The organism is Pseudoalteromonas sp. DY56-GL22 (genome assembly GCF_041414715.1).
GTDB classification, from domain to species: domain Bacteria; phylum Pseudomonadota; class Gammaproteobacteria; order Enterobacterales; family Alteromonadaceae; genus Pseudoalteromonas; species Pseudoalteromonas simplex.
Window position 1 is genome coordinate 61,528 of sequence record NZ_JANHZR010000004.1, and the last position, 15,798, is coordinate 77,325.

Genomic DNA, 15,798 nt, shown 5'->3' on the forward strand with positions numbered 1-15,798 from the left:
AAATAATATTTTCAACGAGCTTAGTGCTTATGCATTGTTTAATATTGCAAAAAAACGACATTTTATAGAGTTTCTTAGACACGCCAATTAGCACCTTATTTTGAATCCTGCTATGCTACGCGCATTTGCAACACTGAGTATTTGAGATGATTAACGATAACGATGTAATTGAAACATTAGATGAGTTAGAAACGTTTTTACGCCTAGTTGAAAATGGCGGTTTAGGGCTTGAGAACGTAGCCGGAGTTGCACTTGCTACAAACAATAGTGATGGTCGCCCATTTGTTGCGGTGCTTGATGATAGTCATAAGCTGCTATTGGGTCGTTACGTAAGTAATGATGTTTATGAAAACGGTAAAGATATGGTGCGTTATGGGACTAAAAAGCCGCATTAATCATTACTGGTTACGAGTAAAAGTGGGGCGAAGACGCCCCATTTTTATTTGTATTCGGCAAGCTCTCTGTGAATGCTCATTACCAGTTCGCTAGGAATGCATAACTGATTGGCCAATGTGTCTAAGTAGTGTTTAGAAACTGTTTGGTTCAAATCAATTGCACTGGCACTGGCTGCATATACTTCAATACCCATTTGTGCGTTTGGCACAGCGGCAACTAACTCTGATAGTTGCATTGGTTTTCTTAGCTCATCAAACAGCATGGCTTTTTCTTGCACTGACAATTGCATTGTTTCTACTTGTGCGAAGATTTTTTGTCTTTCGGTTTCATCAATGTGGCCATCAGCATAGGCAGCTGCAATCATAGCGCGCATGAGTAATAATTGCCCATCACTGTGATTATCGTCGATTGCATCAGTGAATGACTGCTCAGGCAGCGTGGCGGGAGTAAAATCAAAACCACGTGAACTAGTTTGCTGAACTGGGGCTGATTTTTGCTCTGAATATTGTTTATAGGCTTTCCAGGCAAGACCACCTACAGCAGCCAATGCTCCGTATTTAACGGCTTTTTTACTGCTCTTTTTACTTTTTCCGCCCATCAAGCTCGTTAGCCCACCGCCGGCAACACCACCCAAAAAGCCATTCAGCGCGCCTGATTTATTTAAATTACCCACTAATTTTTGTAAGTCTTTCATTGTTCTCTCCTTGCAGATATGTGCCCAGATTAGGTGATTTAAAATCAAAAGGAAACGAGATAAATGTTACAAAACACATCAGTTAACAATTGGTGGTATATTTTTATTGGGTATTCTATCGGCAATATTAAAACCTGCTATTGGGGTGAATAGCGATTAACTTAAGTCAAGAAAGCCAGCAAACTAGCTGGCTATCTATTGGTGAAAATATAAGGTTTAAATTAAGGTAAACGTCCCTTGCATAATTGCGTAGTGACCAGGGTATGAGCAGAAAAATGCATAATTTTCGCCCTCTTTTAAAAGGTTGCTTGCGAAGGTTACGCTGGTTTGTTCGCCACCCCCTATAATTTTAGTTGCAGCAAGTACACGACTATCACCTTCTTTTAGGTAATTTTTGTCAAGCCCTGCGCCCATGCCATCGCTGGCGATATCTGGAATATCTGCTTGTTTAGAAAGCACCCAGTTATGGCCCATGGCATTTTTTGGTAATTTGCCAGTATGTTTTAGTGTTACCGTCACTTCTTTACAGCTTTTTGGGGCTGTTAATGACTTAGTTGAAAACTGCATCATATCGTTTGATTCAATTGTTAGTTCACATTCATTAGCATTTGCTGAAGCTGCAAGAATTAACAAAATAGAGCCTAAAATTTTCTTCATGGTATTCTCCTTAAATGAACATATTTATACAGTGGCACGTGCATCTTTAGTTAGTTGAACAAGTGCTTTTCGTACTGCTTGAGGGTTATCACATACCTCATTAAAAGGGATGTAGTAGTTCTTATTATGGCTTCTGATGTGGCAGCCTTGCGGTAGCAAACCATTCATAACGGGTGCTGTGTCGTCAACGTGGTAGTGATGGTTTAGAATTAAGGACATTGCATCTTTGTGGTCTTCGTTCATATGATTGATCATATGCAGCTCTTGGTTGTCATCCCATGCTTTTTCTGATGTAAGCCATTCATCTTTTTCAATCCAAAAAATCTTGCCAAAGCCGCCTATATAGCGAATGCGAACAGGGTCTAATTGCCATAAGTTAAAGTCATGAGCGCTACGATAAGAGTCAGCTTCTGGGTATAAAGCAATATATTTGTTGAGTAATACTTCAGCATGTTCTGCTGGAACTAATGAGCCATCACCCACGATGGTTACTCGACCATGTTCGTTTTGATCGCCTGTTTGCGCTGCATCAAATATTGTTAGGCTCATGCGCTTGTCGTGAACTAGGTTTTTAGTGTGTTGAGCAATATCGCTGATAAAAAAATACAGTTTTCCGTGCTCATCACACATGTAAGGAGTTACAGAGCCAAATGGATAGCCGCGTAAATTATATGAAAGGGTAGACATTACTCCGCTATTTTTTTTGTATACCAATTGCTTGGCGTCGTTGACGGCTTGTGTTCTCATGAAAACTCCTGACGTTGAGAATAAATCATTGGGGCGTCATGCAGTGGATGTGACTTAACATACAAAGGCATGGCGTAAATGTGTTTTAAATTATGTTCAGTGAGGACATCTGATGTTCTGCCAGACGCCAAAATCTGTTTTTGATGCAACATAATAATGTCGCTGGTATAAAGACTTGCTAAATTTAAGTCGTGGATTGCAATAATGGCGGCATTGCCTTGCTTAACAAACTTGTTAACCCAACCCAATAAAGCATGCTGGTGGCGCATATCGAGCGCTGAAGTTGGCTCATCTAATAACATGAGCTTCGGCTGAGCATCATCACTAAATGCATCAAGTTGCGCTAAACAACGCGCCATACTCACTCGTTGTAACTCGCCGCCTGATAAAGCCGTGGCACGACGATCTCTCAAGTGACCCAGCTCCATAAAATCAATGTATTGAGCTACTTTTTTAGCACAGTGCTGCGTTGTTTCTTTGTAAGGGTAGCGCCCCATTGCGACAAGCTCTTGCACTGTGAATGCAAAACCTAGCTGCTGAGACTGCATAACAACGGCACGTTGATGGGCCAGTTTAGCTTGGCTAAATTTTGCTAAGGTGTGGTTGTGGAGCAGTATTTCACCTTGATAAGGATGACTTCCGGCTAGAGTGTGGAGCAAGGTCGATTTTCCAGCTCCATTTTCACCAATTAAGCCCACACATTGACCTGCTTTAATCTCACCAGTTAAATCTTGCAAGATGGCTTTTTCGCCGTAATTAACACTTAAGTTATTAAAACTAAGCAATTGCGCCTCCTTGCTTACTTTTTAAAATAAGATAGATAAACAAAGGCGCACCAAGTAGGGCGGTGATAATCCCAATAGGAAGTTCTGCTGGCATGACTAATGTGCGTGCGAGCCAATCAGAGAGTAATAAAACGATAATGCCAAGCAACATACACAAAGGCATCATAACCCGTAAATGGGGACCCACCATAAGCCTTGCAATATGCGGAACAACCAAACCAACAAACCCGATTAAGCCTGTCATTGCGACACTTGCTCCCACACCTAATGCAACTAAAATAATGATTTGAAATTTAAGAGTTTGCGTGTTTATTCCTAAATACTGAGCTTGTGATTCACCTAGCAGTAAACAATTCATTGGTTCTTTTAAATACCACAGGCCAATTGCACTGATAAGTAACAGTGGTAATGCTTGATTTAAATTAGCCCACGTAGCACCGCCAAGTGAGCCCATAGTCCAATAGTTTATTAACCTCAGCGCACTGTCATCAGCATAAAAACTTAATAACCCTATTAATGCAAAGGCAAGAGCGTTTACTGCTACACCGACCAAAATCAAGGTCGTCACATTAACTTGACCGGCCTGTTTAGCGATCAGGTAAACAAAAAGCGTGACAGCCAATGCACCTAAAAATGCGGCATAAGGTAAATATTTATCGGCTTGAAAATCAAATTTCGCACCCAGTGCGATAAATGCCACTGCAATAACTGCAGCGCCTGAACTAATACCAATAATAGATGGGTCGGCAAGTGGATTACGGCACAGGGCTTGAGTCGCCGTTCCTGTTTGAGCCAGCACTAAACCAATCATTACAGCTAACATAAAACGTGGTAAACGAATTTGCGTAACAACATTAATTTGTAACGGGTCAAACTGTGTAAAGTGCTCTGGCGCAAGCCAAGCAATAGCTAAACGCCAGTCCCAGCCGGCGGGGCCAAAACCAATACTTAGTAAAGATAAGGCGGCAATACTCAGAACGCAAAGGACTATCCATTTATTAGGAAAAAGCCTTGTTCTTAGCACTATTGGTAAAGTAATTGAACCGTTCATAGCTTATTGCGATATTCACTAACTTGCTCAATGGCAATCGCTATTCTTGGTGTTAACCCCAATGATAATAAACTATCCATAACCAGTAACTTACAGTTTTGTGCTGCTTTTAATAAAGATAAAGTGGGCAGCTTACAAAATGCATCTTTACCACCTAATGAGTAAACGACATGAGCAGGTGCAATAATAAAATCGGGTTGCTCTACGGCAAGGATCTCTCTATTTAATGGTTTAAAGCCTGAGTGAGTCTGCGCTAAGTTTTTAATTCCAGTATATTCAAACAACATTTGCGGCACGGTATCAGTACCGGCAGCAACTAAGCCTCTATCATTGGCCGATAATAGAAAAAGTGCTTTTTTACCAGTAAGCGAAGATTTTTCAGGTAAGCTATTTTGGATTTTTTGATTTAAAGCACGTGCTTGCTCTTGCGCACCTAATTCATTACCTAAATTAGTAATTAAGCTATTTAGCTCACTGATAGAGTCTGGCTTAGGGTAGGTTTTTAACGTTACACCAGTCGAACTGATTTGTTTCAATACTTCAGGTCTGCCTGTTCCTTCAAGTGCAAAAAGTGCCGTTGGGCGTAAAGAAAGTACACCTTCCGCAGCAAGATCGCGGTAATACCCAACCTGAGGTAACTCTGTGGCCGCTTTTGGATACATACTCGATTGATCAACACCTACTAGCTCTTGCTGCTGACCTAACGCGAATATAATTTCTGTTAATGTTCCTCCGGCACTTACTATTCGTTGCTCAGCGAAGACTGAGCTTGAAAGCAGTAATAACATGACGCTTAAGTATTTCATATTTGCACTCACTTGAATGATAGTAGCCCTATTATAATTAATTAAATGCAAATGAAAATAGTTATCACAATCAATATGTGTTTGAGGGTGTAACTTCGTAGTTCAACTCTTTGTGCTAGTCTTGTTGGATGAAATTTAGATTATACTCGATCATCTATCACTTTGAGGGCGGGAGGCTTGCATGAGGCGTTTTTATGAAACAGAACGAACTTTAATGGATTATCGAGAAAGAGAAAAAAGTCGTTGGCTTAGGATGCTTTTTATTACTGTGATTAGTATTGCAATTTCTTTACTGATTACTTTCTTGATTCTTCTTGCTACAGGGACAGAAATGATGCCTATCATTTTTATTATAGCGACAATTGCTCCTGCAGTTACTGCACCAATCGTTTCATGGTCTATTAGTGGTTTGATGATTAAAGTTCAAAAATTAGAGGAAACACATCGAAAACTAGCAATGTATGATCATTTAACAGGATTGCTATCTCGTCGAGAGTTTCTAGCTCAAGGGAATGAACTATTGCAAATGTGTCAAAGTAATAATCAACCAGTTGTATTTGCTTATTTAGACTTAGATCACTTCAAAAAAATTAATGATACATACGGTCATGCTGCTGGAGATGAGGTATTGGTAAGTTTTGCAAACCTAGTCAAGAAAACTTTAAGGCAAGAGGATTTACTAGGTCGTTTAGGGGGCGAAGAGTTTGCTCTAATTTTGGTAAACACGCGAGTGGTAGAGGCAAAACAGAAGCTAGAATTGCTCCGTAAATCTGTCGCAAAGATGACAATTAATTACGCTGAGCAACCGCTAAAGATTACAGTTAGTTTAGGGGTAGCTGATTGGGACCGTCCTCATAAAGAAAACTTAATATCGTTAATGAAAAGAGCTGATAATGCACTGTATAGTGCTAAATCATCTGGGCGAAACCAGCTTGCATTTGCCAAGCTATTTTAATGGCTTGCTCCATAAAAACACTGATATATTGTTTGTCTTTGAAACACCTAAATTCTTTAAATAATTTTATTTTTTAAGTAGGGCGCATGTTACGATTTTTTTCTATAGACCAAGGTGTGATCACAGAAACAGAGCCAGCTGCTGATATGCCTCTTGCAACCGCTATTAAGAATGCCCATTGGATTGATACTATAAATCCGACTGAAGAAGAACGACAAGCGCTGGCAAGCACCCTTAATATCACCTTACCCGGCGCTGATGATGTTGAAGAAATCGAGGCCTCTTCCCGTTGTTTTATCGACCATGAAGGCTTGCATGTGCATGCGCTTTTCATGTCACCAAACGAAGGGCGCTTTAACACGGTAACCGTAGCTTGTTTGTTACAAGACAACTGTTTGCTGACAATCCGCGATGATGAACTAGCCGATTTTCGTCTATTACGACTACGTGCTCGGAAAGGGCAAGTGGCGTGTGATAATCCAAAGCAACTTTTGGTGACTTTATTTGACCAAAAAGTCGAAAACCACGCTGATATGCTTGAAGACATGCATCATCAGTTAGAAAAACTCAGTGCCTATGTACTTGAAGAGGATGACTCTGACTTAGAAGAAGCCGTTAGCCGAATTTCTCGCCTTGAAGATAATAACGGTAAGGTGCGTTTATGTTTGATGGATACGCGCCGGAATATTTCGTTTTTACTGCGCCACCTAGGAGCGCCGACAGAAGACCGCGAATCACTACGTGAAATTGTGCTCGATATTGATACCCTTATGTCTCACTGTACATTTTTGTTTGATAAGGTGAATTTCTTAATGGACTCGACTCAGGGTTTTATTAACATCGAACAAAACCAAATTATCAAAACCTTCTCTATCGCCTCAGTGGTGTTTTTACCTCCAACCGTTGTCGCCAGTATTTATGGGATGAATTTTAACAGTATGCCTGAACTGCAATGGGCATGGGGTTACCCGTTTGCAATTGGCATTATGTTGCTGTCTGGCTTTGCACCTTACTTGTTCTTTAAACATAAAGGTTGGTTGTAACAAAGCATAAAAAAGCCCAGCAAATGCTGGGCAAGGGGTCTTCGGATAGACCTAGGGGGTTTAACCTTTCAATTCGCCGGTAGACGATTCGATATGTGCACGAACAAACCATTGGAATTGTTCTAAATCAGCCAGTTGGCCAGTGATCATATCTTCAGAAACTGGGTCTAGCTCACCAAGCTTATCGATAGCTGCACGGTGGTCTTTATTAACACCGTTATACACTTTATCAAGCGCTGTTAGGTGGTCAGTAACTAAGCCTTTACCAATTGAATAATCTTGCCAAGTACGGCGTTCTACAATTGATTGAGGTGTGCCAACAGGTACGCCGCCCATGGTTGCAATACGCTCTGCAATCGTGTCAGTCATCTCTTGCACTGCGCTTACTTGTGGGTCTAACATTTCGTGTACACCAATAAAATTAGGACCAACAACATTCCAATGAATGTGTTTTAAAGTGAGGTGTAAATCGATTAAAGCGACCATGCGTTGGTCTAGAATAGCAATCGTGTCCGCTGCAGCTTGGTCTTTAACACCCGGTGCTGTAAATTCTGCGATTTTTGATGATGAATTACTCATTACTCCTCCGAGATTATCTGTAAATTTCCTTTCGCTTTTAATCTAAAAAGCATGTGTAATTACACAGAAGCAAGCGTTGTGCCTAATAATTTTTAAATTATAAAGTATTGAATTTAAAAGATTAATTTTATTTAAGTCTTGAGTGAGGGTGGTACTAGCTAAGAAGAAGTATGAAAACTCTGCACACCTTCTGTAAAAAATTCAGTGTGCAGATACAAAGTTACGACTTAAGAAAGTAAAGCCGCCGCTAAACGAACAAAATCAGATGAGGTTAGAATGCCCACTAGGTTGTTATCTTTATCAACCACAGGCATGCAGCCATGACGGTTTTCAACAAAAAACTTAGCAACTTCGTGTAGCGGTTGCTCTGGCGAGATACTGGTAAAATCGGTAGCCATAATATCAACTACTTTAGTTTGCTTTTCCTTGCGTTCGAGGGCGCTGGCACTGTAATTAGCCATGATATTCATTACCTGAGCAATCATGATTTTTTGCGTTAACATGCCAACCAAACCACCATGCTCATTGATCACAGGGATATGACGAACATTTTTCTCTTTCATTAGATTATGAGCATCATGCAGGGTATTTTGCGCGCTAATAGCAAATGGGTCTGGCGTCATTAAATCACTAACTAGGTGTGTCATGGCTACATCCTTACAATTAATCAAGTTGTGGTAAGTTTAGCGCTTATCTAGTTAATTTCACTTAAGTGAGATCAAAGTATTAGTGATTAACGGTGTAATTACTTATGCAGTTCAGCCGTAGGTAAAAAGATGTAATGAGGATAATTTTTACCTTTAAATATTAATTTTATGAATTATTAGCTTGTTCAATTAGCGTATAAGCATCATGCGCTTTTTCACTTGGTTTTATGCCTTTTCCTAAAATGATTGTTAATTGTATGATGATTGTGCGCTCTAATAACGTTGACTCATGCAGTGCTGGCGAAGTTTGACTTGTGCAGGTTAATAAACCGCAGTGTGCTCTTTGCTCAAAACGTGGTTTGTTAGTGGGCTTGGAACGCTCAACATCAACTGCCTGCTCGGCAACGAGAAACCAGTCATAACCGGTGTCTATCGTAATGTTGGCGGCTTGCAGCATACTTTGCTCAAGCGCTGAGCGCTTTGAACCGTGACGAGTCTCGTATCGAAGGATATATTGATTATCCGCAAGCTGCTTAGTTGTTAGGCCAGGAATGTTTTTATCATTCGAATGTTGGCTGCTGGTGCAACCAATTAATACAATGGCAATATAAGCTAATAATACGTGTTTCATGATTGTCTCGCTTATTGCCAATGGTTATTTAGTGCTTGTTGTTCGGCGTTACGATCTAACGGTTGGCCTTGAATGTGCTCGTCGATGTAACTATCAAGCGCAGGTGTTTTATTTGCTAAGCGATAGCTTTGGCTTGACATTGCGCGTTGCTCGCTCGATGCATGAAGCTGCCAAATTCCTTGTTGTTTACAAGCAATATGTGTTTGCTGGGTAGTTTTAGAATACAGCGTGTATTGGCGGCAAAAATCGCCATTAGTATTAACAAAGCTAAGCTGTGCAGTTAGGCTTCTGTTTGTATCTATTACCGTATTGTCGCCACTCAGTTTTTGATCTAATGCGTTGGCAATGGGTTGTTCCAAACCTTGTTGTTGAACAAAGCTAGCAATAGCGACTGTAAAAAGCACTGCAATACTTGCTGCAACGGCCATTTGTTTGCGTCCGGCAAGTTTAATTTGCTGCCATTTGGATAGCGAAACGACATTCTCTTTATTATGTTGCTCGATTGTTTGTGCAAGTTCATCAGACAAGGGCATTGCATCAATCTGTGCTGCGTGTTGTTTAACGAGCATGTCAACTTCAGATAGTTCAGCTAGGCGTAAAGCGAGTTGCTCATCTTCAGCAATTGCATTACGTATTGCGTCCATTTCGTTTGCTGGTAATTCATTGTCTAAAAAAGCACTGAGTGTTTGGTCATCAATCTTCATGCGTTTTCCTTAGTGAAATCAGGCTTAATTAATTGATAAAGTGCGGCTCTGGCTCGTGATAATTTACTCATCACGGTGCCTACTGGTATCTCAAGGGTGTGCGCAACATCTTTGTAAGCCATACCTTGCACTGCTACGAGGGATACAATAGCGCGCTGTTCATCTGGCAAGGTTGTTAAAGCGTTATTTACCCGATGCAAAGTCTCTTGGGTTGCGAAACTCTCTTGTTCATCGTCACAGATGGGTTCTTGAAGTTCTGTATTTTGAACTGCCTTTAAGCGCACTTTTTGCGAGCGGTATTCGTCGATCCAAACATTTCGACAGATCTTGAATGCCCATTTTAGTGGTTCAATATCATCGGGCATGCCTTTTTGTAAAAGTTTCTCGATGGTCATTTGTACAATATCATCGGCATCTGCTTGATTGCCGGTAAGCGAAAATGCAAAACGTCGCAGCGCTGGTAATAAACTGGTTACTGTATTTGTCATAGTTTCCCTTATTGGTTAGGGCAAGGGCCGATTAATGAAACAACTCATCAATGATTCAGCCAACTCACACTACTATAACGGGCAAGAAAAAGTTTTATTCCCAATAAATGCAATTTTTCTTTCACTGAAACGTTATAGTAATACCTAACTAAATGAGAAGTCACTGTAACATGAAATTGAAATCAGTCATTTTAAGTAGTTTGTTGTTTACTTCAAGTACGCTATCAGCAGCGATTATTAAGCCAATAAATGGTGTGATAGAGCAGATAGATCCTGTTGTTAATCAACTTGAACCGCGCATCACTAGCCAAGTAGAAAGCATACGCAAACATGAGTTAATCGACGACGCAACAGCCATTGTGACCTCGCTACCTAAAAGGCTAGAGATACTCAATCAGTTACAGGCTCCTGCATTTGTTGAAGTCGATGTTGAGCATGGTTTTCGTGCAGTTGAAAGGCAATGGATGATGCTCGCGAATGAACAGCATCAGGCAAAACTCTTACAAATTGGCGCACAAATTATCGTCACTAAACAATACACGTCATTGGGTTTGTCATTAGTTCGGTTTGTTGTCCCGACCAATTACGATTCAAAAGCGCATTTGCAACGTTTACTTTCACTCGATGATGCAGCGATATTGGATAGAAATCATATTTATCAAGCGCAAAATGGTTCTCAGCAAGACGCGTCTTCATCAAAGCCTACCGCAATGTGTGACTGGCCTGTAAAAATTGGCATGATTGATAGTGCGATTGATACGACTCATCCGGGATTTAGTAATACACAGATAAAAACGCAGTCATTTCTCACAAATGACTTAGTATCACCCGATTTGCACGGCACTGCGGTTGCTGGCGTTTTGGTAGGTAAGTATGGGCAGCTCATGCCGTTATTAACTGAGGCAACATTATACAGCGCGGCGGTGTTTTATCAGCAGTCTGATTTATCACAAGGGGCGACATTAGCAGCAATAGTTGAAGCACTTAATTGGTTGGTTGCTAACGAGGTGCCTGTTATCAATATGAGTTTTACAGGGCCCGACAACGCTATTTTAGCGGCAGCAATTAATGCCACAGCGGCTAAACAAGTAACTTTAGTGGCGGCTGCAGGCAATGAAGGACCTGCTGCGCTGCCACTTTACCCTGCGGCATACCAACATGTCATTGCTGTCACGGCACTGGATAGCCAAAACCGAATTTATCGCTGGTCAAACAGAGGTGATTATATTGATTTTGCGGCATTAGGCGTCAATGTCATGACGTTAAAAGCTGGAGGGGATCTTGGTCGGGAATCTGGAACCTCTATTGCCGCGCCGCGTATTTCAGCGGCGGCTGCATGCTTATCGGCAAAGCCAAATGCTTCTCCTAAAAACATTTACCAGGCGTTACAGCAACAAGCGAATGATTTAGGTGAAGTAGGCAAAGATGCGGTGTTTGGACATGGCGTAATCGATTAAAAGCTGGCTTTTAATGACAGCGAAGCAATACTTTGGGTATAGGTGTTTGCTGCCAGCTTAGATTGATAATCGCCGTACTCTGCTTCAGTAACAATTTGCAAAGAGTCAAAAACAGAAAGCTGCCAAAATGCGCTGACTACACTGCGACTTTCATCCCGAGATGGCTCGCTTTGTGTAAGTGGTTGGCTGATAACTTCTTGGTAGTTTTTATCTTGATAGCGCCATCTTAATCCTGCTTTATTGCTTATATCAAACGCTTTAAAACGATGAGTGATGCCTGTATTTAAGCCCCAACTTTTAAAGTTAAATTGCTCTGAATCAGCATTTTCTTTATCTAAACTAGCGCCTAAAAGCAGCATCGTTTTACCCTGATTAATAAAGTAATACAGGTTCGAATCAAGCCCTAACCCTTTTGCATCGCGCATTGACTGTGTGGCGAATTGTTTATCTGATGCCCTAATTGCAGTACGCAGATAGGTTGTTGGATTAACGTAATGGCCAACATACAAACTTACCTGATCCAAAGTTAAAAATGTTTCTTTTGCTACTTTTGCTAAAGCACCGTCATAACGAATACCGACATCAGTACCAGAAATGCTATAGCTAGAATCAAGGCTATATTGATGCAATGCCAAGTCATACTGGTCAAGCTGGTGATAATTGGTTTGCTCGTATCGATAACTTGGTGTGAACTTGAGGTTGTCAGTTGCATGTAACTCAGCGCTAACGCCAGCTTTAAGTATTGAACCTGTATCACTTTGTGAAGAAATATCATCTAACTCTTTAATGGCTAAATCAGAGTTAGTTGTTAAGCCAATTTGTGCATCAGCATGAAAAGTCACATCCGTAGCAAACACTTGAATGCTTGTGGTTAACGCACTTAAGGTGATGAGCTTATTAATTGTACGCATAATAATCTCCTAAAGGAGCGCCGGGGGATAACCCGGCACGCTATTGGTTAAAGGCCTAAGTTCAAGCTGTTTTGAATGTTATTAACGACTTCGGTAGTCGTCGCTGCGGATACTTGCTCAGCAACTTGTTGGTTAACGCTGTTGCTAACAGTTGATGAAATGGTTTGCTCAACACTACTTTGTACAGAGCTCATTGCAGCTTGTTGTACATTACTAATCAGTGATGATTGCAGGTCATTAGTGATTTGCGAGGCCTGACTTAGACCAGCAGAGCTTAGCTCACTAGGCTCTAAAGACGCTAATACATCTGTTTGCTGAGTCAATTGATTTTGCATTGCGTTAGTTGTGTTCGAATTTGTGTTCGCGACGGCCACATTACTAACAGCAGTTGTCGCAGTTGACAGCATTGACTCACCTGCTAGCGCTACGGTATTGGCTGCTTGAGAAGCGCTTGATACTGAGTTTGTTAAACCAAGCTTGGGCATAGTTTCCGCAGGCTGCTGCTCATCGTTTGCAAGCGTTGTTTGATTATTTGCTTGTCCGCTATTTGAGCTTTCAGTATTCACACCAGCTGATGAATTTTGTGTTGTTGCCGAGCCCGACACTTGAGTTGATTGTATCAGTGTCGTATTCGACGTTGCTTGGTTTGAATCAGTCGAAACTTGACTATTATTTGCTGTTTGCTGCTCAGATGCTACTGATAGTTGCACGTCAGCTGCTGATGAAGCCGCTGAAAAGCCTGTTGCAGTTACGACACAGATTGCGATAAGTGATTGTTTGAAGTTTGTCATTGTCTCGTCCTCTTTTTTGCGAATTGACATAGAGGTAACGAGTGGGTGAAAGGTTTATTCCAAAAGATTTAAATTTTTAGCTATTTTTTAAAAATATGCCGAGGTGAAGTGCCTCGGCATGAGTATGGCTTAATTACATGGAGTAACTAGTTTCCATGGGTCGCCTAAATCTGGCTGATGGTTTTGAGACCACCATTTGGCCTCATAGGTTTGACCATTGTAGGTAACTTGATCTCCGCCTACATAGATTGCTGTTGAGTCCCAAGCAGTAGGGCAGCTACTTCCTAATTCAAATGTGACCTCAACTGAGTGAGTAGCTGATAAATTACTGAATGTATATGAACTTTGAGGATTCGCGATAAGAGTGCCATCCACTTTTACAGAAGCCACACGATAGCCTGCTTCAGGGATAAAGTTGATAGTGAAATCTTGGTTACCTTGAGCGGCAATTACATTACTAGCATCAGGAGTTGGTGAGATTGCGCCACCACTGCCAATCACTTGAGCAGATATATCAAAGTAAACAGGAATTTCAATTGATGCGTCACTAAAGCTACCAGACACAAACTCGAAGTTAGCAGCTGTTAGGCTCGTAACATCAATGTTTTTCAATATTAAACGTTTTTGATCTCCCTGTGATGAAGATTCATTCAGCGTAATAACAGTGTCATTATTTTCTTGTGCTAGCACCAACATAGAGTAACTGTAGTTAAATAACGGCATACTGATTACTGTTTTATCAATATCAAAATTATTAATTGTTAACTCAACATTCCAACCCCAGTTTTGGTTACTTAATGGGACAATATAACCTAAACGGTCAAAGCCACCCGTCACGTTATCGAACATTTCAGGTGTAAGATCAGACAAAGTTAAGCCTACTAACTCAATCGAACTGTAAATACCTCCGTCTTGTGCTTGAACACCGACAACAAGCGATGTGTCAGTTTCGTAGGCTTTTAAATGTTTGAAGCCAATGCCTGCTGTGCCGCGAACTTTGTCTAGTAGAGGGTTAAAGCCATTTACTGTTTGCGTACCTGACCAAGCTATTTCGTATATTTTGGATTCAGCAATAACATTGGCTGTATTCTGATTTACTTGGCTGGCAGAGGCATTTTTGATTAAGATTGTTTGACCTGAAAATGTTAACTCAACCCCTTGCGCTACATCTGCAACTGTTAAGTTAGCTAACGGGCTCGCAGTTTGCCAATCTCTCAGTACGATTAAATCATCACCAATAGTAAAGTCGTTCAGCGTAGTGATAGATCCTGCCTGTTCATGAAGTTCAATAATGTCGCTTCCGCCGCCTGTGATAACGGCGTCATTGCCCCAGCCTGCCGATAGTCTTTCATCGTACTGTGAACCTTCAATCGTATCATTTTCAGGGGTATCAAAAATTGTATTGTAGCCACCAAATTTATGTACATACTTAGTAATACAAGTGCCTAATTCATCACAAGTGATTTCATCATTGGTAAGTAGCCTAGCTGTTCCCCATGCCCCGCGTAGGTGAGCTGCAGCTAATAATCCAGACATAGTTGCTTGAACTTGAATAGCATTACCATCATCGTCAGTGCCAGGCCAACTTTTAGCTAATGCTTGTGACCATGTCATGTTAGCGTCTTGCAATAACTGTGTCATAACACCATAGTTAAAGCGCATTGCATCGCGCATGACTAATTCTTGATTGTCTGGAATGAGCAGATCTTGAAATGAATTAACACCATTTTTACCTACAAAGTTACCTTCCCACTTGTTTACGTCTGTTGCTAGAATCATGTTACCGCCTGATCCAACAATTTCGACAAGTGCTTCTGTTTCACAGCCAATCCAAGTCGAGTCATCTACAAATACATAGAAACTGTCGTATTCGACACCATCAACTTCAACAACTTTTGGGCTGTAGTATCCCGCGTCAATTAAGACTGCTTCACCTAGTTGATAACCAACAAAACCCCATGCATTCATTGAGTTGTATTGCATGTTTTTGAACATTTGAGGGTCGTTTGGCGTTTGAGGATTGTAAATGTCGTCAATTCCAAGCTTAGTAAAAAATTCACTGATAGTGGTTGGTTCAGGGATCATACTGCCTGTTGCGCAGTCTCTGATCATACGACCAGGTGCCGATACTTTTGCATACGTGTAAACAGGGTTATTTAGATTATCACTGTAAAAGTTTGCAAGGTTTGGGTTAATACCAGATTCGAAGTCCCTTAGACTATCTAAAAAGCTTTGCACACCGGTACCTGCTGATGCGTTACTAGTAAGAAGTAGGCCAACTATTGCCGCTGTTTTTGTAATTTTCATTCGATTATTCCTGTTGATAATGTTGTTACTCATGGCCTTCAACACATACCTAGTCTTTACTGCAGAAGTTAAAAAGTATGATATTAGCTATCCATGAAGTTGGATTTAAGGTGCTTTTTTGTTAACGATTTATTCACCTCAATGTTAAA

18 protein-coding genes are annotated in these 15,798 nt (G+C 40.9%); 4 read left to right on the forward strand and 14 right to left on the reverse strand.

Features of this window, described 5'->3' with window-relative positions; translation table 11 throughout:
* The first annotated feature begins 146 nt into the window (after positions 1–146).
* Entirely contained in the window at positions 147–395 is a 249-nt protein-coding gene (locus tag NO991_RS10595) for a hypothetical protein (protein ID WP_300361013.1), read from the forward strand.
* Between the two features lie 44 nt (positions 396–439).
* Here NO991_RS10595 and NO991_RS10600 read toward each other — a convergent pair whose 3' ends face one another.
* The 6 genes from NO991_RS10600 to NO991_RS10625 form a co-directional block, all read right to left on the reverse strand.
* Positions 440–1,090 (reverse strand): tellurite resistance TerB family protein, encoded by a 651-nt coding sequence (locus NO991_RS10600; RefSeq protein ID WP_300361010.1) that lies wholly within the window; start codon positions 1,088–1,090, stop codon positions 440–442.
* Between the two features lie 216 nt (positions 1,091–1,306).
* Positions 1,307–1,747, reverse strand: coding sequence for an azurin (gene azu, locus NO991_RS10605; RefSeq protein WP_300361007.1), 441 nt, complete (start codon positions 1,745–1,747; stop codon positions 1,307–1,309).
* 24 nt (positions 1,748–1,771) lie between these two features.
* Complete coding sequence (locus tag NO991_RS10610; RefSeq protein WP_300361005.1) at positions 1,772–2,494, reverse strand: HugZ family protein; 723 nt, start codon at positions 2,492–2,494, stop codon at positions 1,772–1,774.
* Positions 2,491–3,279 carry a heme ABC transporter ATP-binding protein gene (locus tag NO991_RS10615; RefSeq protein ID WP_300361002.1) on the reverse strand — a complete coding sequence of 263 codons (789 nt, stop codon included), beginning with the start codon at positions 3,277–3,279 and terminating at the stop codon, positions 2,491–2,493. The genes NO991_RS10610 and NO991_RS10615 overlap by 4 nt, the downstream gene beginning before the upstream one ends.
* Positions 3,272–4,330 (reverse strand): iron ABC transporter permease, encoded by a 1,059-nt coding sequence (locus NO991_RS10620; protein WP_054551891.1) that lies wholly within the window; start codon positions 4,328–4,330, stop codon positions 3,272–3,274. The genes NO991_RS10615 and NO991_RS10620 overlap by 8 nt, the downstream gene beginning before the upstream one ends.
* A complete protein-coding gene (locus NO991_RS10625) occupies positions 4,327–5,136 on the reverse strand; it encodes a hemin ABC transporter substrate-binding protein (protein ID WP_371352001.1) in 810 nt (269 codons plus the stop codon). The genes NO991_RS10620 and NO991_RS10625 overlap by 4 nt, the downstream gene beginning before the upstream one ends.
* 181 nt (positions 5,137–5,317) lie before the next feature.
* Between NO991_RS10625 and NO991_RS10630 the strand changes: the two genes are divergently transcribed.
* Both NO991_RS10630 and corA read left to right on the forward strand, forming a co-directional pair.
* On the forward strand, positions 5,318–6,091 hold the full coding sequence (locus NO991_RS10630) for a GGDEF domain-containing protein (RefSeq protein ID WP_138599888.1): 774 nt from the start codon (positions 5,318–5,320) through the stop codon (positions 6,089–6,091).
* A gap of 86 nt (positions 6,092–6,177) precedes the next feature.
* Positions 6,178–7,134 (forward strand): magnesium/cobalt transporter CorA, encoded by a 957-nt coding sequence (gene corA, locus NO991_RS10635; protein WP_054551888.1) that lies wholly within the window; start codon positions 6,178–6,180, stop codon positions 7,132–7,134.
* 60 nt (positions 7,135–7,194) lie between these two features.
* Here corA and dps read toward each other — a convergent pair whose 3' ends face one another.
* The 5 genes from dps to NO991_RS10660 form a co-directional block, all read right to left on the reverse strand.
* Positions 7,195–7,713 (reverse strand): DNA starvation/stationary phase protection protein Dps, encoded by a 519-nt coding sequence (gene dps, locus NO991_RS10640; protein WP_054551887.1) that lies wholly within the window; start codon positions 7,711–7,713, stop codon positions 7,195–7,197.
* 227 nt (positions 7,714–7,940) lie between these two features.
* Positions 7,941–8,360, reverse strand: a complete 420-nt coding sequence (locus NO991_RS10645; RefSeq protein ID WP_054551886.1) for an HPP family protein — start codon at positions 8,358–8,360, stop codon at positions 7,941–7,943.
* Between the two features lie 166 nt (positions 8,361–8,526).
* Positions 8,527–8,991, reverse strand: a complete 465-nt coding sequence (locus tag NO991_RS10650; RefSeq protein ID WP_300358281.1) for a hypothetical protein — start codon at positions 8,989–8,991, stop codon at positions 8,527–8,529.
* 11 nt (positions 8,992–9,002) lie between these two features.
* Positions 9,003–9,695 carry a hypothetical protein gene (locus NO991_RS10655; RefSeq protein WP_300420748.1) on the reverse strand — a complete coding sequence of 231 codons (693 nt, stop codon included), beginning with the start codon at positions 9,693–9,695 and terminating at the stop codon, positions 9,003–9,005.
* Positions 9,692–10,183: an RNA polymerase sigma factor gene (locus tag NO991_RS10660; RefSeq protein ID WP_300358278.1), complete on the reverse strand. Its 492-nt coding sequence runs from the start codon at positions 10,181–10,183 to the stop codon at positions 9,692–9,694. Before NO991_RS10660 ends, NO991_RS10655 begins: the two co-directional genes overlap by 4 nt.
* A gap of 170 nt (positions 10,184–10,353) precedes the next feature.
* On the opposite strand from NO991_RS10660, the gene NO991_RS10665 reads away from it, so the two are divergent.
* Positions 10,354–11,640: a S8 family serine peptidase gene (locus NO991_RS10665; protein WP_371352002.1), complete on the forward strand. Its 1,287-nt coding sequence runs from the start codon at positions 10,354–10,356 to the stop codon at positions 11,638–11,640.
* Here the strand turns inward: NO991_RS10665 and NO991_RS10670 are convergent.
* The 3 genes from NO991_RS10670 to NO991_RS10680 all read right to left on the reverse strand — a co-directional run bounded on the left by NO991_RS10670 (position 11,637) and on the right by NO991_RS10680 (position 15,649).
* Positions 11,637–12,551, reverse strand: coding sequence for a hypothetical protein (locus NO991_RS10670; protein ID WP_300358274.1), 915 nt, complete (start codon positions 12,549–12,551; stop codon positions 11,637–11,639). The two genes, NO991_RS10665 and NO991_RS10670, sit on opposite strands and share 4 nt — an antisense overlap.
* 47 nt (positions 12,552–12,598) lie before the next feature.
* Positions 12,599–13,342 (reverse strand): hypothetical protein, encoded by a 744-nt coding sequence (locus tag NO991_RS10675; protein WP_300420741.1) that lies wholly within the window; start codon positions 13,340–13,342, stop codon positions 12,599–12,601.
* A gap of 129 nt (positions 13,343–13,471) precedes the next feature.
* On the reverse strand, positions 13,472–15,649 hold the full coding sequence (locus NO991_RS10680) for a carbohydrate-binding protein (RefSeq protein WP_300358270.1): 2,178 nt from the start codon (positions 15,647–15,649) through the stop codon (positions 13,472–13,474).
* Positions 15,650–15,798: the final 149 nt, after the last annotated feature.